This window comes from Lysinibacillus sp. RU7, from assembly GCF_057837305.1.
This window is the reverse complement of sequence record NZ_JBYQFK010000005.1, coordinates 1-23,707: the sequence shown is the minus strand read 5'-3', so window position 1 is coordinate 23,707 and position 23,707 is coordinate 1. Positions and strand designations below refer to the sequence as shown.

Sequence of the window (23,707 nt, the reverse complement as noted above, 5' to 3'; positions counted from 1 at the left end):
AATGGCGAAATTATGGGGCGGACGTTTCCAAAAATCAGCAGAGGCTTGGGTCGATGAGTTTGGTGCGTCAATTGGCTTTGACCAACAATTAGTAATGGAAGATATCGAAGGCTCAGTAGCGCACGTAACAATGCTTGGCGCACAAGGCATCTTACCACAAGAAGATGTAGCCAACATTTTAGATGGCTTAGCACAGTTAAAAGTAAAAGCAGAAGCAGGGGAGCTTGAATTTTCGGTTGCAAATGAAGATATTCACTTAAACCTAGAAAAAATGCTGATTGATTTAATCGGTCCTGTTGGCGGTAAATTACATACAGGACGTTCGCGTAACGACCAAGTCGCAACAGACATGCACCTGTTCTTAAAGAAACGTGTACCAGAAGTGATTGGTTTAATCGAGACTTTCCAACAAACAATTTTAGCACAAGCGGAAAAGCATATTGAAACGATTGCACCAGGCTATACACACTTACAACGTGCACAACCCATTTCTTTTGCCCATCATTTAATGGTGTATTTCTGGCAATTACAACGCGATAAAGAGCGTTTTTCAGAGTCCATGAAACGCATCGATATTTTACCGTTAGGTGCAGGTGCGATGGCGGGGACAACTTTCCCGATCGATCGTCTAAAATCTGCGGAGTTATTAGGTTTTGCGGACGTTTACGCAAACTCAATGGATGCTGTATCGGATCGTGATTTTATCGTTGAATTTTTATCAAACTCAGCATTACTAATGACACACTTATCACGTTTTGCGGAAGAAATCATCATTTGGTCAACAGATGAGTTCAAATTTATCGAGTTAGATGATGCATTCTCAACAGGTTCGTCGATTATGCCACAAAAGAAAAATCCAGATATGGCAGAGCTTATTCGTGGGAAAGCGGGTCGCGCATTCGGTAATTTAATGGGCTTATTAACCGTGCTAAAAGGTACACCATTAACGTACAACAAAGACATGCAGGAAGATAAAGAAGGCATGTTTGATACGATGGAAACAGTACTCGGTAGCTTGAAGATTTTTGAAGGTATGGTTCGTACAATGACGGTCAATACTGAACGACTACATGGAGCTGTACATTCAGACTTCTCAAATGCAACAGAACTTGCAGATTATCTAGCAACAAAAGGCATGCCATTCCGTGAAGCGCATGAAGTAACAGGTAAATTAGTATTTACGTGTATCCAAAAAGGGATCTATTTATTGGACTTACCGCTAGAAGAAATGAAAAAAGAATCGGAATTAATTGAGCAAGATATTTACGATGTATTAGCGCCTGAAGCAGCAGTACGTCGTCGTAACTCACTTGGTGGGACAGGGTTCGAACAAGTGAAAATTCAATTAGCCAAAGCAAAAGAACTACTATAAATACACTTTGATTAATGCAGTCCCGTGAGGCAGCAATCAACAAAAGTAGTCCCCGCATATGTCGTATGCGGGGTTTTTGTTTATGTATGACAAGTTTTATACGCGAGTTAAGTAATTTGCCCTGGGTTAATAGGCTTGTCTATGAAAAAAGAGCATACAGCAACAACGTCAACATAAAAAACCCGGAAATATTATTTCCGGGCCTGATTACACTTACATTTTTGTATCCATGACACACTGCCTCGCTTCCGCATTGAATCTTAAGATAATCCTAAGACAACCGTGCTTTGGCTGTATTCAGTATAGATTGTCCTTTTGAGTTATCGCTCATTCGCGCTCATCGGGTTAACCCTCCTAAGTCATTGGATTTGAAGTGAAATCTCTAATAGTATAGGACAATGATTAATTTTTATACACATCATTTAAAAAAATTTAATTTTTCTTTAATGTTGTTTGTGAAAAAGAAAAAACGAAAATTTCATTCCTAAGAACGTTCTATATAGTGAGTTTTGTTGTAGACTAAGTATAATACGGGATTTGAAAGGCTTAAATTTAGAAGGATGTGCTAAAAGATGAATCTCCAAACTGTTATGCAGGAGCTTGAAGCTCTTGGTAAGGAACGAACGAAAAAAATATACATATCTAATGGTGCGCAGGAACCACTGTTTGGCGTAGCAACAGGTGCGATGAAGCCAATCGCTAAGAAAATAAAAATAAATCAACCTTTAGCAGAAGAACTGTATGCCACGGGGAACTATGATGCAATGTACTTTGCAGGCATTATTGCAGATCCAAAAGCAATGACGGAGTCCGATTTTAATCGTTGGATTGATGCAGCGTATTTTTACATGCTGTCTGACTATGTGGTAGCCGTAACTTTAGCAGAAGCAGACATTGCACAAGATGTTGCTGATCAATGGATTGCAAGCGGCGAAGAACTGCGAATGTCAGCCGGTTGGAGTTGCTACTGTTGGCTTTTAGGGAATCGCGTAGACGCGGAATTTTCTGAAAGCAAGATGGCCAATATGATTGAAATGGTAAAAAATACGATTCATGATTCACCAGAACGAACAAAATCGGCTATGAACAATTTTCTATACACCGTAGGAATTTCATATTTACCACTTCATGAAAAAGCGGTCGAAACGGCAAAGGCAGTAGGTCCAGTCGAAGTTAAACGGGACAAGAAAAAGAGCAGTTTCCTCAACGCTTACGAAAGTATTCAAAAGGAAGTAGAAAAAGGGAGACTAGGCTTTAAACGTAAATATGTAAGGTGTTAAACAATAGTATCACAGGCAATCTGTAATAATTAAGGGCATTAATCCAAGAAAGATTAACGCTCTTTTTTGACGTGATTCAGGTGGTCTTTTTTATTGTGAAAGAATATCTAGAAGAAAACGACATCACTAATAATCCCGATACAGAAGTTTAAAATCTGTCATTTCGGGAAATAATAAGAAACTACAGGAAAAAGGGAGTGGTTTCATGAAACAGATTGTAGAACAACTTGAGCGATTTTTTCAACAGATGGAAGACAAACCAAAACAACCGAATGCATCGGCATACAAATATGTTGTGCATATGGATCCAACGGTGAATGCCTTCGATATTTACTTACATTTTTTAAATAGTGAAGGGAAAGAGTTGGAAGGTGATGATTTTACGCCTATTTCAGTCATTGAGAATGGATATGAAGATGATGTTAGCCGTCCTGATTTTAAAGAGGCTATACTGGATGTTTTTAAACAGCTTAACGATGATGGTCATGGTCATTTTACGCAACCTACGTATATTGCGTTTCCAGATGACTCTGAAATTTATCATATACAATGAATGGAATATTTCAACTCTAAAGACAGCTGAATAGGCTGTCTTTTTTTATGGGATATTATTATAACGATATAATAACAGAACCGCTACTTTGTTTTATTTCCGAGGAAATAAAGAATAAAATCGATTTTTCGAGTAATTTTTGTTGTGTAAGGTTTTTAAAACTATAGAAATGAAAGTCAAATTTATAAAAGTACTAGCATTAAAAATAGTGGAAGGTATTTTACAATGCTGAATACTGGTGAGATTAAAGCATAACAGAAAATGTACAAAATACAATTGTATCCGAAAGAGAAGTAGGTGAAACTTCACTGCATCTGAGGAAAAAGATGATTATATGTTTTAACAGAACTGCTTAATAGTAATTTCTAGAAATACACTTTTCAGTGGGATCGTATCAGTCAAAAAAACAAGCTATTCTGTTTCATATAAGCAAGAAGTATAAATAGTGCTGTTACACGCATAATAAGACCGTTTACGACACATTAGCTGTCGTAAGTATGTACCATAAAAAGTGTCACATTGCTACCAACTAGTCATTTGCTGTTCAAATGAATGCCTTCACTACTTGTAAAATAGCGCTGAATTTTCAGGAGGAGCATATTCGTATTTCTTTATGATGAAACACAAATATCTGTCGTGCCTGCAGTATATTAGCGTCTCTAGAAGGGCATGACTCAATTCTTGATGTACATAAGGAGTGGTGAAATTGGAAACATCTGTGTATTGGAGTAGGGCGTTAACCGAATTAACGCTAACATTTCATATCGTCTTTGCAACACTTGGGGTAGGAGTACCGCTCTTTATATTAATCGCACAGTATGTAGGATATAAGCGAAATGATATTCATTATACGATGATGGCAAGGCGTTGGGCGCGTGGCTTTACGATTACTGTAGCAGTGGGTGTTGTAACCGGAACAATTATTGGCTTGCAATTATCACTATTATGGCCACAGTTTATGGAGCTAGCTGGAAAAGTGATTGCACTCCCTTTATTTATGGAGACATTTGCCTTCTTCTTTGAAGCCATTTTTTTAGGTATTTATTTATACACATGGGACCGTTTCAAAAACCCAAAATACCACATGTTACTCCTTATTCCAGTCATGATTGGGGCATCGATGTCGGCTATTTTTATTACGATCGTCAATGCCTTTATGAATTCACCACAAGGCTTTGATATTCAAAATGGGGAAATCGTTAATATTCACCCTGTATTAGCGATGTTTACGCCATCCATGCCGACTAAAGTAACACATGTATTAGTGACAAGTTATATGGCGGTTGCCTTTGTGTTAGCGGCGATTGCAGCATACAGATTGCTACGTGGTGAAAACCATGTGTATCATCGTAAAGCATTATTATTAACGATGAAATTAGGACTAATTTTTTCCATTGCATCTGCTATTATTGGTGATTTCTCCGCAAAATATTTAGCCGAATATCAACCTGAAAAATTAGCTGCAGCGGAATGGCATTTTGAAACAGAGGCAGGCGCAGAGCTCATTTTATTCGGGATTATGGATGAAGATGAGGGTGAAGTGAAATACGCCATTCGTATTCCGAAGTTATTAAGTTATCTTGCCTTCGGAAACCTTAGTGCAGAAGTCATTGGACTCAATGAATTTCCCGAAGATGAACGACCACCACTTATTAACCATTACTTTTTCAACATTATGGTCATCATTGGTATGGCACTTATGTTCTTATCACTTGTCTATATATTGGGTAAATGGAGGAAATGGAAATGGGTCGATTCGAAATGGGTTTGGACCCTGATCGTTGCGAGCGGACCGCTTTCCATAATCGCTATTGAAGCCGGTTGGTGGTTAGGAGAGAAGGGACGTCAACCGTGGATATTATATCGTATTTTGCGAACAGATGAAGCCGCAACATCTGCAACTGGTCTTGAGTATTTGTTTATTTTGTTTACTGTTGTGTATTTAATATTAGGCATTGGATGTGCAGTTGTTCTACATCGGATGTTTAAAAAGAACCCAATTGTGAAAGAATTAACATCAAGACAGGGCGGTGAAGATACATGGCATTAGAGATACTCGGGATATCCGTGTTATGGGTCTTCTTATTTGGCTATGTCATTATTGCATCGATTGATTTTGGGGCAGGATTTTTTAATGCATATAGCTTAGTACGTGGCCATCACCATATTTTATCGAAAATTATTAAACGGTATTTATCACCCGTATGGGAAGTTACAAATGTCTTTTTAGTATTTTTCTTTGTTGGGATGGTTGGATTTTTCCCACAAACTGCTTACTATTATGGAACCATTTTACTAATGCCTGCATCAATTGCGCTTGTTTTATTAGCCGTACGGGGGAGTTACTATGCATTTGAGGCATATAGCGGGGTACGGGGACATAAAGGGTATGCGCTTGCTTATGGGATAACCGGGTTATTTATCCCTGCTGCCTTTTCTGTCGTATTGACAATCTCTGAAGGAGGCTTTGTCAATATAGTGGAAGGTAAGCCGGTGCTTGATTATGCCGCCTTATTTATGAGTCCCCTTTCTTGGTCGATTGTTGTACTAGCTGTTGTAGCCGTCCTTTATATTTCTGCTGTTTTTTTGACTTGGTATGCAAGTAGAGCGGAGGATATGGAAGCAAGTGAGTTAATGCGAAAATATGCTCTCATTTGGGCAGTGCCGTTAATTTTAAGTGCACTAGGCATCATTATTGAGCTGAAATCGCTCGGTAATTGGCATTATGAGAACATTTTTGATTTGTGGTGGCTATTTTTAATTTCTGGTTTGCTATTCGTTGCGACGATTTGGCTCATTGGGAAAAGACAGCATTACGGTGTCGCTGTTATTTTACTGATTATACAATTTGCAGCCGCCTTCTTTGCATATGGCATTTCACATTATCCATATTTGTTATATCCGTATTTAACGATTTACGACAGTTTTACAAACGAGGCGATGGCCGTAGCACTTGTAGTCGCATTCATTGCAGGATTAATGTTATTACTGCCATCTTTGTACTTAGTGTTCAAATTGTTTTTTACAAAAGATTATGTTTCAGGTAAAGATGAAACACATGTGTAAGAGGTGATTTAATGACAGATTTTATAATATTTCAAGCGCCGTTTATTATTTGGATCCTTGCTGTAATTACAGCATTTGTAGCAGCGGCTAAAATGAAATCTGACGATGAAACAGAAGGCGGAGAATAATAGCTAGTCAAACGATATAGAGTGGACTAATTGAATTGCTATATGGTCAAAAAATGAGCAGGGGAACTGATATTTCTCCTGTTTTTTTTATGTGCAGTTGAAGGTCTGCTCATTTTTCTGCTCGTTCTTTAATAAATTGCTACAATAGACTGTTTCAAAGGTTTTCAAATTAGAGAAAAATGCTAAGTTTTAGAATCATCTAATTTTAATTGAAACTTTTAACAGTGATATACCGTATAAAAAGTTAATGACATCAAAAGGAGGGGGGGAACTTGAAGCTAGTTCTCAAGGCGGCTTGTATTTCGCTGATTGTACATATTATCTATTGTGTCATAACAGTGAGTTGGGGGTATATACAAACCCTTTTTTATACACCTAACTTTTCGGACACGAATGTATTCATTTTACAAAATGAAGTAGTGTTTGCGTATGTGGCATCACCGCTTTCATTACTAATATCCTTTATGATTATTCTGCTCGTTTCTTGGCTTATTTTAAAGCTTGCACAAACAAAGCAAGTAATCGATTAAAGACATATGGAGTAGATTTTTTGAAGGGCAAGGAAGTATAAGTTTCATAGATATTAGTAAAGATATGTCCGTATGAGTAAGAGGGTATGGAATCCTATATAATTAATCAACTATATTACATAGCTCCTTTAAAGCAAACATATACCCTTGTCAATATGACTGGTTGAAATGAAAGGGGAGTAAAAGTTGAAAAAGCTATCACTGTATATAGTGTTTGTCTTTTTATTAGTTGCGTGCGGTGACGGTGAAGCCAAAAGTAATAACACCATTTCAGATGCAGCACTATCCGATCGTGAAAAAACATTACTCAATGCAGCAGCAGGTAACATCCTATTTACGTATGATTTTTCCATTGAGTCGGCAGGTGCATTAGAAGTATGGATGGAAAAGTACGAATACGGCGAGTTAACAGAAGAACAAATTGGCGGTGTAGGTACAGAAGTAAATAAAAACGGTCAAATTATTGTTACATTAAAAGAAGTCCCGCAATCTAAGGAAACGATTGTACGTGTCGCCATTGTAAATGGTGGAGCCGTTTCCTCAAGTGAAGGGCTCATGACGTTACCAGACATCGGCTCATTTGGCTACGGTTCACTTATTTCGAATGAACCGGCGGCACTACAAGGGAATATGGCAATCGGTCAAATCATTTATTCAGGAGAGTCAAATTTCTTTAAAACGAGTTGGGCAGAGTTAGCGAATAATCCGGTAGCAATTATAAAAGAATTAAAAGACCGACCTGTTGTTTATCTCATTCGAACATCATTTAAGGAAATTAAATCTACTTCTTAATCATACACATCTCGATCTGTAAAGGAACGAGATGTGTTTTTCTATTACAATCATAAAAGAGTAAAATAAACAGAGGTTATTCTCTAAATGTTTGTTATACTAGTAAACAATTATATAAGATATATGTTTAAGGGGGACAAGTTTTGGAAAAAGTAGAACAACAAGAGCAAATAAAAATGAGCTGGTGGTATGAATATTTTCGGAAAATGCTTGGGCAACACCAGCAAGTCAATCATCAAACAAATATAGCAGATGCTTTAACAGGAGCAGTTGGCGGATGCATTGGCATTGGGACATTATTGTTTCTAACACAACTAACACATACCTCTTGGCTGATGGCATCACTCGGTGCAAGCTGTGTGCTCGTATTTGGTGCTTGGAATGCGCCATTTTCTCAGCCAAGAAACGTCATAGGTGGCCATTTCTTATCAGGCATTATTGGTATTTCCTTTTACATGCTCTTTGGTTCACACCCACTAGCCATTAGCGTAGCAGTTGGCTTCACGATTTTTGCGATGATGCTAACAAGAACCGTACATCCACCAGCAGGGGGCAATCCGATTATTATTATGCTAGGTGGCTATGGTTGGCCATATTTAGTTGCCCCAGTCATTATTGGTGCAGTCGTTATTGTCATTTACGCTGTACTCATTAATAACATTCGGCAAAAACGCCATTACCCATTGTATTGGTGGTAAGGTAAGTAAAGATACATATGGAGAGGTATAGTGAAATTTACCTATAAAGATGGAACCGTACAAGAACTAACACATACCCTTTATGTTAGAGCTAATAGTGGTCATAAGAAGAAAAAGATTACCAAAAAAGGCACTTTTACGTATAGCTTTCGTAAAGGTGCCTTTTTTATGATAACGCTTTGGTGGAGAAGTAATCGTTTAGCTAAGTAGCTATTGTAGATATTTCGGATTTTCTTGTCGTTCATTAATTTCTTCAAAGAGGTTAGGCGTATCAGACGTTTTTTGCATGTTAGATGTATTAAGGGGCATTTCTTCAAAATAAATACTCATTAACTTTTTAAATTCTCCTACAGTTAAAGGTTTAGCATCTTCTTTTAATTCAAAACCAAGTTGTCCATTCGGCTCAATAGTTGCTGTTTGAATATCTTGAATGTTTGCAATACCTTGGTTACGCAACCTCATTTCCAATTGATCAACCGTTAAACGTAATTTTTTTAAGTTTTGAATATTTAATGTCCCATTGCTTATGACTACTTTTGATTTCCCTGTAATGAATTTTTCAAATGCATTAGATTTTAATTGGATATACTCTAAAATGATAACAGAAATCACAAAAATGGCTGCTGCTATAATCGCTTTAACCATGCTCTTCTCGACAATGGGTTGCACAATAATTGTACCAATTGAAATCATGACAATTGTTTGAGCTAATGTCATTTGTGCAATAGATTTTCTCCCTGCGATTCGTAAGAGCAAAACGCCAGCTAAAATTAAAATAAATGATTGCCAAATAAAATTCATATAATCACCCTTTTTTTAATACGTATAACGAATAAATGGGTAAACATATATACCCATCTGAATAACGATTCCTTTTCGCCTCAGCACGCGTTTTCTACGGTCGGTCATAAAAACCATAGCTGTTATGGGTTATTGTCTCCAGGTTTATAATTATTTGCTCCGCCAACATGATCAAACGGGTTGTTTGTATCGATAGTTAAAAAACCTTTTTGATTATTAAATAGCAAGCGTAATGTCGTTTAGATTATTCAATTTTATCGTTAAAAACAAAATCCATACAAACCATCCCACCTTTTTAATCTTTACCTTATAATTGCAAAATACTCATGGCATAAATTGGAGCCTTTGGATTCCTATATTCATTTCAGAAAGTAGGCAATGCAATGAAAAAAGCGAAATGAAGCCCAAAAAGTAGCAGGATAATCCCTGCTTTTTGAGCTTTGGATGTATGTTAGCTTTTCAAATAAAAAAGGCGCTGTTATTTAATAATGGGTTTGGTTGTTGAGTACAAAATGTAAAAAAGTAATATTAACACGAGCGGTATTTTTACTATTTGGGTAAATCTAGATTCACAACGATAAGAAATATACAAGATTTAATGCATACTAAACGGTAAGCCATAAAAAGCATTGATATAACAGCATTTTGTGGCTTTTGGGTGTACGCCCAAACTTTGATTTGGGAACGTTTATTAGGTTTGTTTTGTATACTTTATAAATCCTGAGATAAACGAATCATACCCTTTATTTCTTCTAATGCTGTGTTTCATTATTATGTAAAAAATGGTAGTATAGTTTTTATACAATATTTGTAATTTAAGTGAAAAATATTGGTTGGGGAGAAGGTTATGGTATCTAAAAATAAGAGAAGTATAATCATTTTACTTGTATTAATTATTACTTTAATAGGGATAGTCGTAAAAAATGAGTTTGCAAAAGACGAAACATTTAACGCATTGATTAAAAAAGAAGATGGGACACAGCAACTAGTGTATGAAACGAAACTCATTGGTCTAGATAAATCTGAAACAAGCTTAGAGAATTACAAAAATAATGTGGTTGTTTTGAATTTTTGGACATCATGGTGCGGCTATTGTATAAATGAGATCCCTGAATTAAATAAATTTTATAAGAAGCAGCCAGAAAATGTTGAATTTTTAGCTATAAATATGACCGCTGATGAAAAAAATGCTAAATCAGCTGTGAAGTTTAGGAAACAATACGATATTAAGTTCCCGATTTTTTTAGATGAGACCGGTTTTTTACAAGAATCATTTGAAATTGTTGGTTTTCCAACAACATTAATTATCGATTCGTCTGGAGTCGTTCGACACAGAATTCAGGGTGAAGTCACCCAAGAACAGTTAAATGAAATGATATCAAAGCTTTAATAGGATATCACCGAAAAGGTGCTTATTTAAAGTGAATTGAACAGCCTTCTTTAAAATTACTTTTCGTAGCGTCTCAGAAAAAAACAGCGACAAACACTGTTAAATCAGTGTTTGTCGCTGTTTGAAATGTTATCAAGCTTTCATTTGGAACGTTTTTTGTATAGAAGTGCATTTAATAATAGTCTAATTAAACATTATTTTCAAATCTGGCAAAGTAAAATAATTATTTTTTTGAAACAATATAAGTGTCTAATTCACCTTGAGTTGCTCTTTCAACTGGAGGGTTGGTAATTTTAAAGCCTTGAACACCATCACCATATTCATATTCTACAATGTCAGCTTTAATTGCTGAAATTGGATGGCCCATAAAAAATACACGTGAGCGAATTGCCATTTCAGGTGTAGCGTGAGAACCTAAAATTAAACCAATCAATATTAAAAGAAAAGATATTTTTATAATTTTCACAGTATCTCTCCTGTAAGGTACTTGTTGTATTCAATATTCTATAAAAACCTAGTTATCACCTTTCAAAACCTTACCAAATCGAGATTTGGGTACTTTTTGCTGTTAATGTTGTAATGCCGTATGAATCTCAATAAGTAATTATTTTTTATTTTTTAGTTCTAAAAGTATAGGTGTTATATTTAGTAAGATAGAAACAATTGTCAAAAACCAAAACGCCTTATTTATATTAGGTACTTCCAATAAAGCCGACCAATCTTCACGTTTTATCCAGTTAGATACAAGGCTATGTTCTGCACAGAGTGTCAATGCTGTAAATGATAACCCCATTGCCATTGCCAATTTATAATCTTTGCCTGTTGTATACATATAAAGATTTATAAAAGTTGCTACCATTGCAATAAGACCTAATATTACCCACATAATGATACCTCCATTATAGTTTTATTTAAGATTAACGTTTGATTGAAACTAATAATCAAGGAAATTTCCAAGCAGTTAAATAATTCCTTTTATGATAGACTATTTTTATTTTAGTAAGTTCCCAAACCAGCGTTAGGGTACTTTTCTTGGCGTAATAAATTTTTCATCTACCAGAAAGAACAGAGTAGAAACTCAATGAAAATTAAATGTTCAAAAAGGCAACGGTTATTGACCGATGCCTTTTATTGTGCTTTTTATAATGTTAAATATGGTTGGATTTTGATGCTAATTTCATTGCTATTTATGATGTTTATTTAAGTTTTGTACTGCTGAACCGACCCCGTTAGTTATTAAAAGCTTCCTTAGTTTAATGTAAAGGTCATCGCTACGCGTTCTTTTACATATTGAATGCCTGCTTGTTCGATTGCTGCGACATAATCTTCAATAGGATCGTTATAATGCATGGCGTAAATTTTTGAATGCACTTCTTTTGGATAGTAGGCGAGGATGTCTGAAAATAGGGCATGCGCTCCATTACTTGTAAAGCTAGTATCTTGAAAAATGGCGACCGTATTGGTATTCACAAATCGCATTAAATTGGCGCCTTGTAAATCCTTCACATCGCTTGAAAATAGCACATTACCTAGCGGGCCACGAATAAATAGACCAGAGCTTACCATCCCTTGGATATGTGTATCGCTTGTATCAAAAATGTGCAATTGCAGTCCCTCAAAATTGATATGCTCCTCATCTCCCACAACTGTAAAATCACAAAAATCGTCTACTGTTGCGCCACCGTTTTCAAGAGGGAAAGATAATAATTGTCTTAATAACGGATAAATCGTTTGGTGGACAAAGATATGTGTTTTCATCGGATGATGAATATCATTTTTTAAATGCCAATAACGTTGGAAAATCAGTTCCTCTAACCCACCTACATGATCACAATGCAAATGTGAAATCCATACAGCATCGATATCTAGATAAGAGTAACCCGCTTTCTTAATACTTGTGCGAAGTGTTGTGCCAGCATCGATGAGCAGCTTTTTTGTCCCAATTTCAGCGATATAATTATTATGATAAAAACGTGAAGTAAATGCACCACCAACACCTAATGGCATGAATTTCAATACAATCAGTCCTTTGTTTATGAATAGTCTTATTTTACGACATCACTGCCATTTCTAAAACGATATAAAATGAATAGGTAATATATTTCTATTATTCGAATGAAAAATCAATTTATCGAAAAATATTGTATAATAAAGTAAGTAAATATCTCGTATTAACGGGCAGTTGATTCAACTACATAGTAGAAGAACTTAAGGGAGTATAAAAATGGATAATGAAATGGCTAAAAATATAAGAGCAAGCTTAACCGCTGATTGTATACAATGCTTTGGGCTCTGTTGCACAGCGCTGAATATCGTAGCATCAAGTGATTTTGCAGTAAATAAAAATGCAGGAACACCTTGTCCTAATTTACAAGGAGATTTTCGATGTAAAATTCATAACAACCTAAGGGAAAAGGGATTTAAGGGCTGTACAGTGTTTGATTGTCTCGGGGCGGGCCAACAAGTTTCTCAAGTCACGTTCAATGGCCAAAGTTGGCAAGCACATCCAGAAATTGCTGAAAAAATGTTTCGTGTATTTCCAGTCATGGAACAATTATATGAAATGATTGCATTTATAGCGGAAGCATTAACTTACGAGATTTCAGATGCATTGCACAATAAGTTAAATCAACAATTAGAACAGTTACAAAGCTTGACGGATATGAATGCTGATCGCTTATTGTCATTAAATATCCTGGAATGTCGACTACCTATAAATGAATTACTTCTAGAAACAAGTGAATACATTCGAAGTGAGCTAAGCGCGAAAGTCTTCGCCATTAAAAAAGGAAAAAATTGCAGGGGAGTGGATTGGGTTGGGAAGAAATTAGCAGGTAAAGATTTAAGAACGACTGATTTACGAGGGGCTTATTTAATTGCTACAGATTTGCGAAATACAGATTTAAGAGGTGTAGATTTTATTGGAGCAGATTTGCGTGATGCCAACTTAAGTGGGGCAAATCTTTCTACAAGTATGTTTTTAACTCAAATGCAGATTAATTCAGCTAAAGGCAACTATAAAACGATACTGCCTGCTCATATACAACGACCAGCTCATTGGACGAGCTGACTTTATTCTTTTTTATACTACCGCTGATTTTGGGAAGATGGGGAAATGAAAATAAAGTTATTTAATTTTAAAAGTTCAAACAAGCATAACTCCGTTCTAATTTAGGACGGAGTTAAAATATAGTTGTTTAATTTTTAATTTGAAAAACGTCACTATACTAACAAATATAACAATAAAGTCGTTTGAAAATCTAAGTTTTATTGAACAATCACGACCTTTACCGGAAGACCCGTTTTCAAGATAATCAACAATAATGCTCTTTCACTATTGCCCTTCGTTAACTAAAGAAGAGATACTTAGTTCACTTCACTTCACTTCACTTCACTTCACTTCACTTCACTTACTTCAATCGGAATCTTCATCCTTAATTCCTTAATTTTACCTTTAGTACTACTAATGTACGGTTCAATTATTAAATAATCGGGAATTACATCTAAAGGTTCATACTGAACACTAGTATCCAATGTTATTTTTCCATCTATATTTTCACAATCGGTACAACCACTGCCACCAGCACTTAGTTCCTTTAACCAATTTCCTTTATCATCATATAAGTTAAAACGTATAATCTGATTTAATTTTTCAGCATTGATTGGCTCAGTTAAATCAAAATTGATTTCCGTTGTTGCAGGTGTAAAAATTACTTTTTTCATTCTTATTTTGTAATCTTTAGAAGAGGCCTCCTGCATAACAAGAAATGAATTTCCTGCAATTTTAGTAACAGGAATATTTAAACTCCATTTTCCCTTCTCACCATTAAATTCATTGAAAATAATAGAAAAATTAAAAGAATCCTTTTTCAGTTCATTTGGAATAATAAAACTTACTATTCCAGCATAATCTTTATCATTTATAAACTCACCTTGACTAGCTAATCCACCATAAAAATCAATGCCATCAATTTTAAATGATGCATGATTAAAAGGTATCTCATTTTGATAATTAGTAATAATAAATCCTAATGAAAGTCTACTCCCATCGTAAATTACCTCTGTAATAGTAAAAGATGAATCACCTACTGAAAATGCTTCATTTGTCGTTTGAGTTAAACCAAAATTTCCAGCTTCCTGTAATCCTTTATCTCCTATCCACCCAAATATCGATCCTATTATTGGTATTGATTGTAAAGTTGTTGCAAATGCAGGAGACAGATGGCTTCCACCAAACAATAAAATGAAAACCACTGCTGTTGCTAGTAATATACTTTTAAACTTCGATTTCTTTACACCGTTTACTCCTAACCATTTCTGCTTTTGTTTTTTGGGGGAAATCTTGTGATGAACATCTTTTAAAATACGTTTATCTTCATATTCCGATAGTGGAATTTCCTCAAATTCTTTTAAATCTAACTTTACATCATTTAAATCATTAAAAATCGACATCTCCATTACCCCTCATCTTTCAATAAAATGGTTCTCAATTTTTTTCTTCCTCGTGACAGCCTATTATGCACCCAAGATTCCTTTGCTTGAAAATCATTGGCAATTTCTTTAGAAGAAACGCCTTCAACATAATATTTTTCAAATATTTTACGTTCAGTATCATTAAGCCCATTAAATAGACTTGATATATCGATACTGTCTTGCATTGTACTTGGTTGGCTAGCTATAATACGCTCATCAAACTGGAATTTACTTTCATGTTGCTGGAGTTTTACAGATTTACGCATATAATCTATTGCACGGTATTTAGCAATTGCGGCAATCCATTGCTTAAATTCATTCTTTGTGGGGTCAAACGAATCTATATGGAACCAAACAGAAACGAGTACATCCGCTATACATTCCTCGATATCTTGTGGATTACCATTTATGTATTTCCGAATTATAGCATTGAGTAGACCACCGTAAGTTTTTAGAAGAAAGGGGATTGTTTCTTCATTTTTAATTTTATTTGTTGTACAACATTTTCGTCCATAACCCTCAATTCGAGTTCTCCTTCATTCGTTTTTCGTTACCTGCCTATTAATACGTCTGTTATTTCAAAATCCTATCAATCAATTAAAAAAGACCAATAGAAAAAATTCTATCGGTAAGCAACAAATTTCTACTATTATTTTACATTAAAAACTTTATTAGCTGTATACAGATAGGGTGTACAGAAAGTAAAAGCTTTCCGTACACCCTCTTTACTCCTTAATAATTATCCATTACGAACTACTGTAGTCGTAAGAGCTCATCTCAAAATATTTTCAAACGTCACATATTAAATACATACCTAATGCTCTTCTTGCTGTAAAAGTAAAGACTCAAAACGTCGTAATGGAATGGAGTTATTTTCTTTTCGGTAAATGAGCTGTGTTTCGATGAGTGAAAACTTTTTCGGTACTGTAATGGCTTGCAGTGGGTAATAGCGAACATACTGCTCATACACGGTACGAGGTAGCATCGTTATGCCTAATCCCGCTGCTACACAACCGGTAATGCCCTCCAGCGATCCAAATTCCATTAAGCTATAAGATTTAATTCCCCGATGACGTAAGTAGCTCTCTAAATGAAAACGATAGGAGCAGCCTGCTTTAAAGACTAAAATGGTCGCCGCTTCTAGTGGGATGCTTTCATTTCCCTTTGGATAAATAACGACCATTTCCTCCTGAAAAATGGTTTTAGCTTGTAAGGAAGAATGTGAAATCGGACCAGATACAAAGGCGGCGTCTAATTTAAAGTCGACAACCGATTCGATTAATTGGGCTGTCGGTCCTGTTTTTAACGTAAGGTTCACGTTAGGGAATTGCTGATGGTAATGGGCTAATATGTTAGGTAAGCGGATGGCAGCGGTTGTTTCCATTGCGCCTAGTTTTAAATCACCGGTTGGATTATGCTCATCCTGCATCGCCAACTCAGCAGTATGAATGGAATGAAAAATTTGCGCTGCATATTGCAGTAGCTCTTGCCCCTTTGGTGTGACGACACACCCACGATTATGACGATAAAGCAACGTCGTGTTTAACTGTTGCTCCAGTTTATGAATTTTTGCCGTTACATTGGATTGTGAATAATTCAGTTCATCCGCGGCTTGAGAAATACTACCATATTTGGCCACAATCTCAAATGCCTTTAGTGCCTCAATGTCCATAATATCTCCTTTGCTATTAATATTTTTGATATCAAACATCATTTATTTGAATTATATTATATATCAAAATGTTGCTAATATAAAAATAGATTTTAAATTAGCAAGGGGTGATGACTAGATGAAGATAGTTGTAGGAGGAATTTTAGCATTATTTATCGCCATGGGCATTGGGCGTTTTGCTTATACGCCACTTTTGCCTTTTATGCAAGCAGATTTGGTATTAACCGATGCACTAGCTGGTTATTTAGCAACAAGTAATTATGCTGGTTACTTTGTCGGTGCAATCGGACTTACTTTTTTTGCTTTTAAAGAGAAGCGGTTCATTGTGATGAATGGTGCGTTATTTTTGAATGTGCTAACAACCATCATCATGGGCGTAACAAATCAGTATTGGTTGTTGCTGTTCATTCGATTTATTTCAGGTGTGTCGAGTGCGGTTGTTTTCATACTAGCTTCGAGTATTGTGTTGACGTATTTAGGTAGGTTGAAAAAGCCACAGTGGAGCGGTTTATTTTACAGTGGTGTTGGCTTTGGTATTGCTTTTTCAAGCATTAGCATTTCCTATATAGTGGCCGCATTATCATGGCAATCCACTTGGCTCCTTTTAGGTATTACTTGTGCAGTTCTTGCGTTATTTAGTAGTAACTTCTTAAAAGAGCAACAGGAGATAGAATCGAGTAATGTGATACATCAAAGGAATGAATGGATCCAAAAAAGATGGTTGCCTTGGCTTTTAGTTGCCTATGGACTGGAAGGAGTAGGCTATATTGTAACAGGCACATTTATTGTGTCGATTGCAGCGCAGCTCCCAACGATACAATGGAATCCCGCATTTGTATGGTTAATTGTAGGTTTAGCAGCCATTCCTTCTTGCTATATTTGGTCTAGAATGGCTGAAAGAATCGGGTATGTAAATGGATTAGTCATAGCATTGGGCATACAGAGCATCGGAATCGTGTTACCTGTATTACTACCAACAACGTTCGGACTTTCAGTGAGTGCATTCCTTTTTGGGATGACCTTTATGGGGATTACAACCATTGTAAATACAGTAGCCCGTGGTAGTGGAACGCGCATTTTAGGCGGTTTAACGGCGATGTATGCGGGCGGACAGATGCTTGGACCAACGATTGCGGGACTTCTCATGACATCGTCTAATAGTTACGAGTCAGCTCTTATGTTTGCTACGATTTGCATAGTGCTCGCTACGTTGATTGCTTATTCAGGGCGTCCATATGAACTACATGTAATGGAGGGGAAGGAAATTGTTAAATAAATTACGTTATCCCATTATTCAAGCACCCATGGCAGGTGGCATATCGACAGTTTCATTAGCAAAAGTCATTTCATCATCGGGTGGTTTAGGTTTTTTAGCTGCGGGTTATAAAACTGTAGAGGCACTTAAGCATGAAATACTAGAGATGCAACAAGGAAATGATTTATTTGGCGTTAATCTATTTGTACCACAAACGGATGCGGTAAATGAAAAGGAACTGAATGCTTTTATAAATGTATTGCAGCAAGATGTTGGTAGAGAGCTAGGGAAGCCGATGTACTCAGATGATGAGTGGGAAGGGAAGCTTGCTTTAGTCAAAAAATATAAAGTACCTGTTGTGAGTTTTACGTTCGGTTGTCCAGACAAACTACTCATCGAACAGTTGCAGGCGATTGGTACATACGTAATTGTAACCGTAACGACTGTTCAGGAAGCAATACTAGCTGTTAGTCAAGGCGCTAATGCCATTTGTTTGCAAGGATATGAAGCGGGCGGGCATCAAGCCTCATTTGAAAATACCGACATAGAAAATCCACTCCTATTAGAAGCACTTCTTCAACAAGTAAAAGAGGAAGTGCATATACCGATTATTGTGGCAGGCGGTATTATGAACGGTGAACAAATTCAACAATTGTTAGCGGATGGAGCAGCGGCTGTTCAACTTGGTACAGCGTTCGTATGCTGTGATGAAAGTGGAGCAAATGAGGTATATCGTCAAGCTTTACAGAGTGGAGAATTTGCTAGCACTAAGCTAACGCGTGCATTTACAGGGCGCTTAGCAAGAGGGCTTGAAAATACCTTTATAAAAAACTATTCTTCGATAGCACCTAAGGCATATCCAGCACTGCATTATGTGACGCAACCAATCCGAAAAAGAGCTATTGCAGAAAAGAATGCACAAGTGATGTCACTTTGGGCAGGGATAGGCTATCAACAAATTCGCCCATTGCCCGCTAAAGAACTATTTGAGCTATTAGTAAAAGAGGCAGAGCTGGAATGAGGCAAGATTTCTACGATTGGGAAAATAATTTTGTCAGATTAAGTGCAAAACCTGTATTAACGGAGCAAGATTTCTATGCATATCTTCGATTATTGAACATGCCACTTGATTGGGGGAGGGTAAGTGTGCTTGTAAGAAATCAAGGGATATTCCAACAAATGAAACAACATTTAATGAAGGTGAATAAAAGGATAATGAACGATCAAGATAGCTGGAAGCAGTTATTAAACTACGCCGAGAAAGAGTCAAGTCATATTAAAAGATTCGTTATAGATTCAACAAAATCGTTAGAAGAGCAAATCGCCATAATGGCGGATGAACTATTTGAGCTTTATCAATTGAAAGAGGTCAAATTATGTCACTATAGCCTTTTATGTCGCTTATTAACCGAATATCCTATATCTCTTTGCAACCTCTTTCAGAAAGAGTCGCGTGCCTTTAGTATTTTACAAACGATTTATTTATTTGAATTAGAGGATCAATATACATCTCTTCCTATAAAATGTACCCTGTTTAATGAAACATATGATTATTTAGCAGAAATACTAGAGTTTAGGGTGTATGATTCTATGTAGTTTTTTAGCAGTGCATTTTCTAGATAAGAAAAATAACAGTGTATTGTTGCTTTGAAATAAAGTTTAATCAAAAAAATCCAACTAGCATTTTACAATAAATGTAAAGAATCCAGTTTGAAAAAGATTGATCAAAATGGATTCTTTATCAGCAGATAGTAGTTTCGTTTTTAAAAAGTTTAATCATTTCGTAATGGTGTTGCTCCACAATCGCGCCCTTTAATGGAATATTACAAAGTTGTTTTATAGATACGAGAATTATCTCCCCACGGATGATATCCAGTACCGATAAATTCAAATCCAAATTTTTCATAAAACCCGATATGAACTGTACTGAGGTATAAATGGTTAAAACCTCCTGCTTTTGCATCAATCTTCGCCTTCTCTAATAATATCGAACTATAAGCATTTCCCCTGTATTCCTCTTCGATGTATACAGCACACAACCAAGGATATAAATCCATACGGCTAATAAAATCGTTTGTAACAATACCTGCACAACCAATTATTTTATCACCGTCCATCAATAAATACCATTGTGGCAATGGATTAGAGGGGGTAATACAATGGGTAATACAGTCTTCAAATACCATCATACTTTGTTCGCTTGCCCATTTACTTTGAATAAATTTAATGGCTCTATCCTTAAATTCAGGATTTTCTTTTACAGAAATGATTTTCATTTTCTTCACACCTCATCATTTAACTTTCTTTGCAGGTAATTAAAATCACTGTTAAAGAACCACTTCGACATTCTTAATAAAACTCCTGCTTGTTTAGCAATCTGGTCCGATTGTGGAATAAGAAAGATCCTGCAGTTCACACATGATTTAATCAATCTTTATTTTAAATAATCGAACTTTGTTATAAATGATCAATCTTTTTTGTAAAACTACAGGTACAGTAAGATGAGTTTACTACTTCATTTAGGATGTAAAATCAAATAATGAATGTATGCAAAAGGAACTATAGAAACTTTAGCCTAAAAAACGTAAGGGAGTATGGATCACTCTCTTACGTGCTAAAGGACCACTACCCACGATTTAAAAATGCACGAATCATATGGATTGGTGACCATTCGGTATTGGATACATGAATAATCGGATACGGGATAGGGAATAGTTCTGCAGTAATTTCATGAACGTCTTTTCCTTGTTTGGCGAGATCAAGTACTTTCCCTTCAAGTTCTTCCAAATACTCAATTTTTAATCGTATCAATTGCTTCCCATCTTTTACGTGACCTGCATGACAGCAGTACATATCATCGAAATCATAGCTTTCAATTTTCTTTAATGAATCAAGCGTAGATAAAATATTTTCATCGATTAATACCATCTTTACTTTTGGCGCAATAAATAAATCGCCTGTGAAAAGAGCACCTAAATCACGATTGTAAAATGCAACATGATCTTTTGTATGACCTGGCGTTTCGATGACATCCCATGTATGATGACGAGATGTGAACGTTTCGCTCAGTGCTTCGGATGTAAAAGGTTCTGACGGTCCCCACACCATTTCACGATACTTTGGTAAACGGAGTGGCTTATTTGTTAAGTGAGTAGACATTGGATGGATAAACGTAGGAACGCCCCACTCTTTTTGCAAGTATGCGGTATTTCCGATATGGTCTTCATGGAAATGCGTTATGTAAACCGCATCAAAATCCGCTTGATCGAAATATGGTTTAAATTCATTGAATAAAGAGCTAGAGCCTGTATCTATTAAAATGCCATCGACATTAAAGCTATACACACTCATCGGGCTGCCCGGTATATTTGTCGTACATTTTGCCATCAATACATCGTTTGCTCTTGAAATTTCACCGCTTTTTTCTACTTTAAACAACCAAATCACTCCTTTATACGTTTTATTTAGTATAGCAATAAGTTTGGAGAATGAGCAATCATTCATTTTTGAGGTTGCGATATATTCCTAATGGTTTTAGCATATATTTTCATGATTCTGTATTGTGCCAATTGATTAATTGAAAAATGTTGGAGCGAGCAAAAGTCCAACTAAGCCAGCAGTTGATGATAAAAGTTGTACATAGTGCTTAAAAGGGGGGAGAAGATATGGAGTGGGTTTTACCAGTACTAACGACGGAACGACTTGTGTTACGCCCTGTGACAATGGAGGATGCGGAGGCGTTATTTGCATATGGTTCCAACCCGCAAGTGACACAATATGTGTTGTGGGAGACACATCAAACGCTTGATGATGCAAAAGGATTTATTGACATGATACTCGATGCATATGAAACGCGCGGCTTATATCTTTGGGGCATTGAATATGAAGGAAAGTTCATTGGCACAATCGACTATGTAGGGCTGAATGATTATAGTAAAATTGGAGAAATCGGCTATGTGTTGTCAGAGGATTATTGGAATAAAGGAATTGTAACAGAAGCAGCTAAAAGGATTATTGACTTTGGCTTTACAGAGCTAGGTCTTGTGCGTATCCAAGCACGATGCATCGCTGAAAATATTGCTTCATCACGTGTAATGGAAAAAAGTGGAATGATATTTGAAGGTACGCACCGCAAAAGCTTATTTGCCAAAGGAAGGCACTATGATGTTCATATGTATGCTATTATCGATCACGATAGAGGTTAACATTTTTGAGGACGAAAAGCGGCATGTGTAGAAAGGTCAAGCTTTCAAATACACATGCCGCTTTATGTTGAACTGTCCATTTTAATCTCCTTTAAAAATCATTGTCATCGAATTGGTCTAATGTCCCATCATACTTTTCTTCATGTAAATACGCTACATCATTTTCTAAGATGTTTTCGTACGTGTATGGATGGATGTTTTGCGCAGGGTTTAAGTAAGCTTCATATGGCATATGAATCACCTCCTATTCTTATTTTATAATATTCAGAAAAATAATGAAATAAAATTAACTGATAAGAGGAGAAAAACTTTTTTCATTTTTTGAAAAATGTTAACAATATGTGAGGTAAGGTAGAGATTTAACTAAAGTACTCATAATGAGCAAATTAAAAAACATATATTACTATTTTTGTAACTGTTGCTTTCCGCTGCGGCACTCGCTTTCCACGGGCGAGCATCAAGCTCATAGCTGTAAACTTAAGCTTTTTCAACCGTTCCACAGTAGATGAAATCACCTGTTTTCACTGCTTTAGTTGAGGTAGAGGGAGCTCTTTCGATGCCGTTGTTTATTTTATTTGATACATGGGTAACTTATAGAAAGAGCAGTCCCTTTTCAGGACATGCTAAATAAACCTTCTTCCACTTAAGGAAAAGGGTTTTATTAACTACTTTGGTAGTTCTTAAGTTTTTCAAGAGGCAATGTGCTACCTTTTCGGGGTGACTTGGTCGCATTTCGGCTTAATTCCTGGCAATAGACATGTAATAATGCTTGCCAGGTGTGTCGATCCTGTTGAAATGCTTGATAGAACTGAGCGAGTTGTTCTGCGATAATGCGTATGGCGTTCAATTCACTCAGTTCTTTTCCTTTCACTCGCCAAATGCTATAGCGCATTTGCCCCATGATGATTTGACTGACTAACATCACAAATAATTCCCCGTAAAGATGGGCGACCCACCGATCCTTTTTGATCGCTTTCTGCTTCGTCCCTTCTAACTGTAAAAATGATTTCCATGCTTTAAAATGTAACTCGATTTACCAACGTAACCGATACAAGTCACATACATGCTCGGCAGAGACCGTCATCGGTAAATTGGTCATAAAGAGCGAAATCCCTGCCAGTGCCGCTACTTTTTCTTTCGGTGCTTTTCCAGAACGTTGTGCACGACGACGCATTTTCTTCTGTCTTTTCTGTTCTGGTGCTTCATCATGATGATAAATAATGAGTCGGGTTGGATACCGTTCTTCTCTACCTAAATAGACACATGCTAAATCAAGATAACTACCTCGTTGGATGGTTGGAAGAAGTGCTTGTAAATCCAGTGTTTCATATCGACTACTTTCAATGATCCGTCCGTCTGGATGATAACGTAGATGGGCCGATTCCATTGCGATTGTACTATCTAAACGAACGCGGGAAATCACGTACCCCTTCGCTTGATGAATCTGTCGAAATATTTCATATTGAAAATAGCCCAAGTCTTGGATACATAA

Annotated in this window: 27 protein-coding genes; 15 read left to right on the top strand and 12 right to left on the bottom strand. The window is 36.3% G+C overall.

Going from position 1 to position 23,707, the window contains the following annotated elements:
- Position 1: 1 nt before the first annotated feature.
- The 9 genes from argH (at position 2) to AC3II9_RS04980 (ending at position 8,419) form a co-directional block, all read left to right on the top strand.
- Positions 2 to 1,372 carry an argininosuccinate lyase gene (gene argH / locus AC3II9_RS05020; protein WP_489153666.1) on the top strand — a complete coding sequence of 457 codons (1,371 nt, stop codon included), beginning with the start codon at positions 2 to 4 and terminating at the stop codon, positions 1,370 to 1,372.
- Positions 1,373 to 1,944: 572 nt separating this feature from the next.
- Positions 1,945 to 2,652, top strand: a complete 708-nt coding sequence (locus AC3II9_RS05015) for a DNA alkylation repair protein (RefSeq protein WP_489153664.1) — start codon at positions 1,945 to 1,947, stop codon at positions 2,650 to 2,652.
- Between the two features lie 205 nt (positions 2,653 to 2,857).
- Entirely contained in the window at positions 2,858 to 3,205 is a 348-nt protein-coding gene (locus AC3II9_RS05010; protein WP_489153662.1) for a hypothetical protein, read from the top strand.
- Positions 3,206 to 3,905: 700 nt separating this feature from the next.
- On the top strand, positions 3,906 to 5,255 hold the full coding sequence (locus AC3II9_RS05005) for a cytochrome ubiquinol oxidase subunit I (protein ID WP_489153660.1): 1,350 nt from the start codon (positions 3,906 to 3,908) through the stop codon (positions 5,253 to 5,255).
- Entirely contained in the window at positions 5,246 to 6,271 is a 1,026-nt protein-coding gene (locus AC3II9_RS05000) for a cytochrome d ubiquinol oxidase subunit II (protein ID WP_489153658.1), read from the top strand. The genes AC3II9_RS05005 and AC3II9_RS05000 overlap by 10 nt, the downstream gene beginning before the upstream one ends.
- An 11-nt stretch (positions 6,272 to 6,282) precedes the next feature.
- Positions 6,283 to 6,399 carry a cytochrome bd oxidase small subunit CydS family protein gene (gene cydS / locus AC3II9_RS04995; protein ID WP_391373821.1) on the top strand — a complete coding sequence of 39 codons (117 nt, stop codon included), beginning with the start codon at positions 6,283 to 6,285 and terminating at the stop codon, positions 6,397 to 6,399.
- Between the two features lie 272 nt (positions 6,400 to 6,671).
- A complete protein-coding gene (locus AC3II9_RS04990; protein WP_489153656.1) occupies positions 6,672 to 6,929 on the top strand; it encodes a hypothetical protein in 258 nt (85 codons plus the stop codon).
- A 186-nt stretch (positions 6,930 to 7,115) separates the two neighbouring features.
- Positions 7,116 to 7,721 carry a hypothetical protein gene (locus tag AC3II9_RS04985; RefSeq protein WP_489153654.1) on the top strand — a complete coding sequence of 202 codons (606 nt, stop codon included), beginning with the start codon at positions 7,116 to 7,118 and terminating at the stop codon, positions 7,719 to 7,721.
- Positions 7,722 to 7,897: 176 nt separating this feature from the next.
- Positions 7,898 to 8,419, top strand: coding sequence for an HPP family protein (locus AC3II9_RS04980; RefSeq protein ID WP_489153928.1), 522 nt, complete (start codon positions 7,898 to 7,900; stop codon positions 8,417 to 8,419).
- Between the two features lie 210 nt (positions 8,420 to 8,629).
- Here AC3II9_RS04980 and AC3II9_RS04975 read toward each other — a convergent pair whose 3' ends face one another.
- Positions 8,630 to 9,220 carry a DUF421 domain-containing protein gene (locus AC3II9_RS04975; RefSeq protein WP_489153653.1) on the bottom strand — a complete coding sequence of 197 codons (591 nt, stop codon included), beginning with the start codon at positions 9,218 to 9,220 and terminating at the stop codon, positions 8,630 to 8,632.
- Positions 9,221 to 10,067: 847 nt separating this feature from the next.
- On the opposite strand from AC3II9_RS04975, the gene AC3II9_RS04970 reads away from it, so the two are divergent.
- Positions 10,068 to 10,610 (top strand): TlpA family protein disulfide reductase, encoded by a 543-nt coding sequence (locus AC3II9_RS04970; RefSeq protein WP_489153651.1) that lies wholly within the window; start codon positions 10,068 to 10,070, stop codon positions 10,608 to 10,610.
- A gap of 223 nt (positions 10,611 to 10,833) precedes the next feature.
- On the opposite strand, the gene AC3II9_RS04965 is transcribed toward AC3II9_RS04970, so the two are convergent.
- The 3 genes from AC3II9_RS04965 to AC3II9_RS04955 form a co-directional block, all read right to left on the bottom strand.
- Positions 10,834 to 11,076, bottom strand: a complete 243-nt coding sequence (locus AC3II9_RS04965; protein WP_489153649.1) for a hypothetical protein — start codon at positions 11,074 to 11,076, stop codon at positions 10,834 to 10,836.
- A 138-nt stretch (positions 11,077 to 11,214) separates the two neighbouring features.
- The gene (locus tag AC3II9_RS04960) at positions 11,215 to 11,496 is read right to left on the bottom strand and encodes a hypothetical protein (RefSeq protein ID WP_489153648.1); all 282 of its coding nucleotides are present in this window, start codon (positions 11,494 to 11,496) and stop codon (positions 11,215 to 11,217) included.
- A gap of 362 nt (positions 11,497 to 11,858) precedes the next feature.
- Positions 11,859 to 12,617, bottom strand: coding sequence for an MBL fold metallo-hydrolase (locus tag AC3II9_RS04955; protein ID WP_489153926.1), 759 nt, complete (start codon positions 12,615 to 12,617; stop codon positions 11,859 to 11,861).
- A gap of 217 nt (positions 12,618 to 12,834) precedes the next feature.
- On the opposite strand from AC3II9_RS04955, the gene AC3II9_RS04950 reads away from it, so the two are divergent.
- The gene (locus AC3II9_RS04950) at positions 12,835 to 13,680 is read left to right on the top strand and encodes a pentapeptide repeat-containing protein (RefSeq protein ID WP_489153646.1); all 846 of its coding nucleotides are present in this window, start codon (positions 12,835 to 12,837) and stop codon (positions 13,678 to 13,680) included.
- Positions 13,681 to 14,006: 326 nt separating this feature from the next.
- On the opposite strand, the gene AC3II9_RS04945 is transcribed toward AC3II9_RS04950, so the two are convergent.
- The 3 genes from AC3II9_RS04945 to AC3II9_RS04935 form a co-directional block, all read right to left on the bottom strand.
- Positions 14,007 to 15,062 (bottom strand): DUF4179 domain-containing protein, encoded by a 1,056-nt coding sequence (locus AC3II9_RS04945; protein ID WP_489153645.1) that lies wholly within the window; start codon positions 15,060 to 15,062, stop codon positions 14,007 to 14,009.
- Between the two features lie 5 nt (positions 15,063 to 15,067).
- Complete coding sequence (locus tag AC3II9_RS04940) at positions 15,068 to 15,493, bottom strand: sigma-70 family RNA polymerase sigma factor (RefSeq protein ID WP_489153924.1); 426 nt, start codon at positions 15,491 to 15,493, stop codon at positions 15,068 to 15,070.
- 404 nt (positions 15,494 to 15,897) lie between these two features.
- On the bottom strand, positions 15,898 to 16,755 hold the full coding sequence (locus AC3II9_RS04935; RefSeq protein WP_489153643.1) for a LysR family transcriptional regulator: 858 nt from the start codon (positions 16,753 to 16,755) through the stop codon (positions 15,898 to 15,900).
- 118 nt (positions 16,756 to 16,873) lie between these two features.
- On the opposite strand from AC3II9_RS04935, the gene AC3II9_RS04930 reads away from it, so the two are divergent.
- The 3 genes from AC3II9_RS04930 to AC3II9_RS04920 are packed head-to-tail and all read left to right on the top strand — an operon-like array spanning position 16,874 to position 19,606.
- A complete protein-coding gene (locus AC3II9_RS04930) occupies positions 16,874 to 18,031 on the top strand; it encodes a YbfB/YjiJ family MFS transporter (RefSeq protein ID WP_489153641.1) in 1,158 nt (385 codons plus the stop codon).
- Entirely contained in the window at positions 18,021 to 19,031 is a 1,011-nt protein-coding gene (locus tag AC3II9_RS04925) for an NAD(P)H-dependent flavin oxidoreductase (protein ID WP_489153640.1), read from the top strand. Before AC3II9_RS04930 ends, AC3II9_RS04925 begins: the two co-directional genes overlap by 11 nt.
- Positions 19,028 to 19,606, top strand: coding sequence for a hypothetical protein (locus AC3II9_RS04920; RefSeq protein ID WP_489153638.1), 579 nt, complete (start codon positions 19,028 to 19,030; stop codon positions 19,604 to 19,606). Before AC3II9_RS04925 ends, AC3II9_RS04920 begins: the two co-directional genes overlap by 4 nt.
- 227 nt (positions 19,607 to 19,833) lie before the next feature.
- Here AC3II9_RS04920 and AC3II9_RS04915 read toward each other — a convergent pair whose 3' ends face one another.
- Both AC3II9_RS04915 and AC3II9_RS04910 read right to left on the bottom strand, forming a co-directional pair.
- Positions 19,834 to 20,286: a GNAT family N-acetyltransferase gene (locus tag AC3II9_RS04915; RefSeq protein WP_489153636.1), complete on the bottom strand. Its 453-nt coding sequence runs from the start codon at positions 20,284 to 20,286 to the stop codon at positions 19,834 to 19,836.
- A gap of 349 nt (positions 20,287 to 20,635) precedes the next feature.
- Positions 20,636 to 21,448, bottom strand: coding sequence for an MBL fold metallo-hydrolase (locus tag AC3II9_RS04910; RefSeq protein ID WP_489153634.1), 813 nt, complete (start codon positions 21,446 to 21,448; stop codon positions 20,636 to 20,638).
- Between the two features lie 227 nt (positions 21,449 to 21,675).
- Here AC3II9_RS04910 and AC3II9_RS04905 point away from each other — a divergent pair, with 227 nt between their 5' ends.
- Positions 21,676 to 22,215, top strand: coding sequence for a GNAT family N-acetyltransferase (locus tag AC3II9_RS04905; protein WP_489153632.1), 540 nt, complete (start codon positions 21,676 to 21,678; stop codon positions 22,213 to 22,215).
- A gap of 91 nt (positions 22,216 to 22,306) precedes the next feature.
- Here the strand turns inward: AC3II9_RS04905 and AC3II9_RS04900 are convergent, their stop codons facing one another.
- The 3 genes from AC3II9_RS04900 to AC3II9_RS04890 all read right to left on the bottom strand — a co-directional run.
- Positions 22,307 to 22,447, bottom strand: a complete 141-nt coding sequence (locus tag AC3II9_RS04900) for a hypothetical protein (RefSeq protein ID WP_391373778.1) — start codon at positions 22,445 to 22,447, stop codon at positions 22,307 to 22,309.
- A gap of 429 nt (positions 22,448 to 22,876) precedes the next feature.
- Complete coding sequence (locus AC3II9_RS04895) at positions 22,877 to 23,137, bottom strand: hypothetical protein (protein ID WP_489153630.1); 261 nt, start codon at positions 23,135 to 23,137, stop codon at positions 22,877 to 22,879.
- Positions 23,138 to 23,248: 111 nt separating this feature from the next.
- Positions 23,249 to 23,707: transposase (locus AC3II9_RS04890; RefSeq protein WP_489153628.1), on the bottom strand; the 459-nt coding region annotated here is incomplete at its 5' end.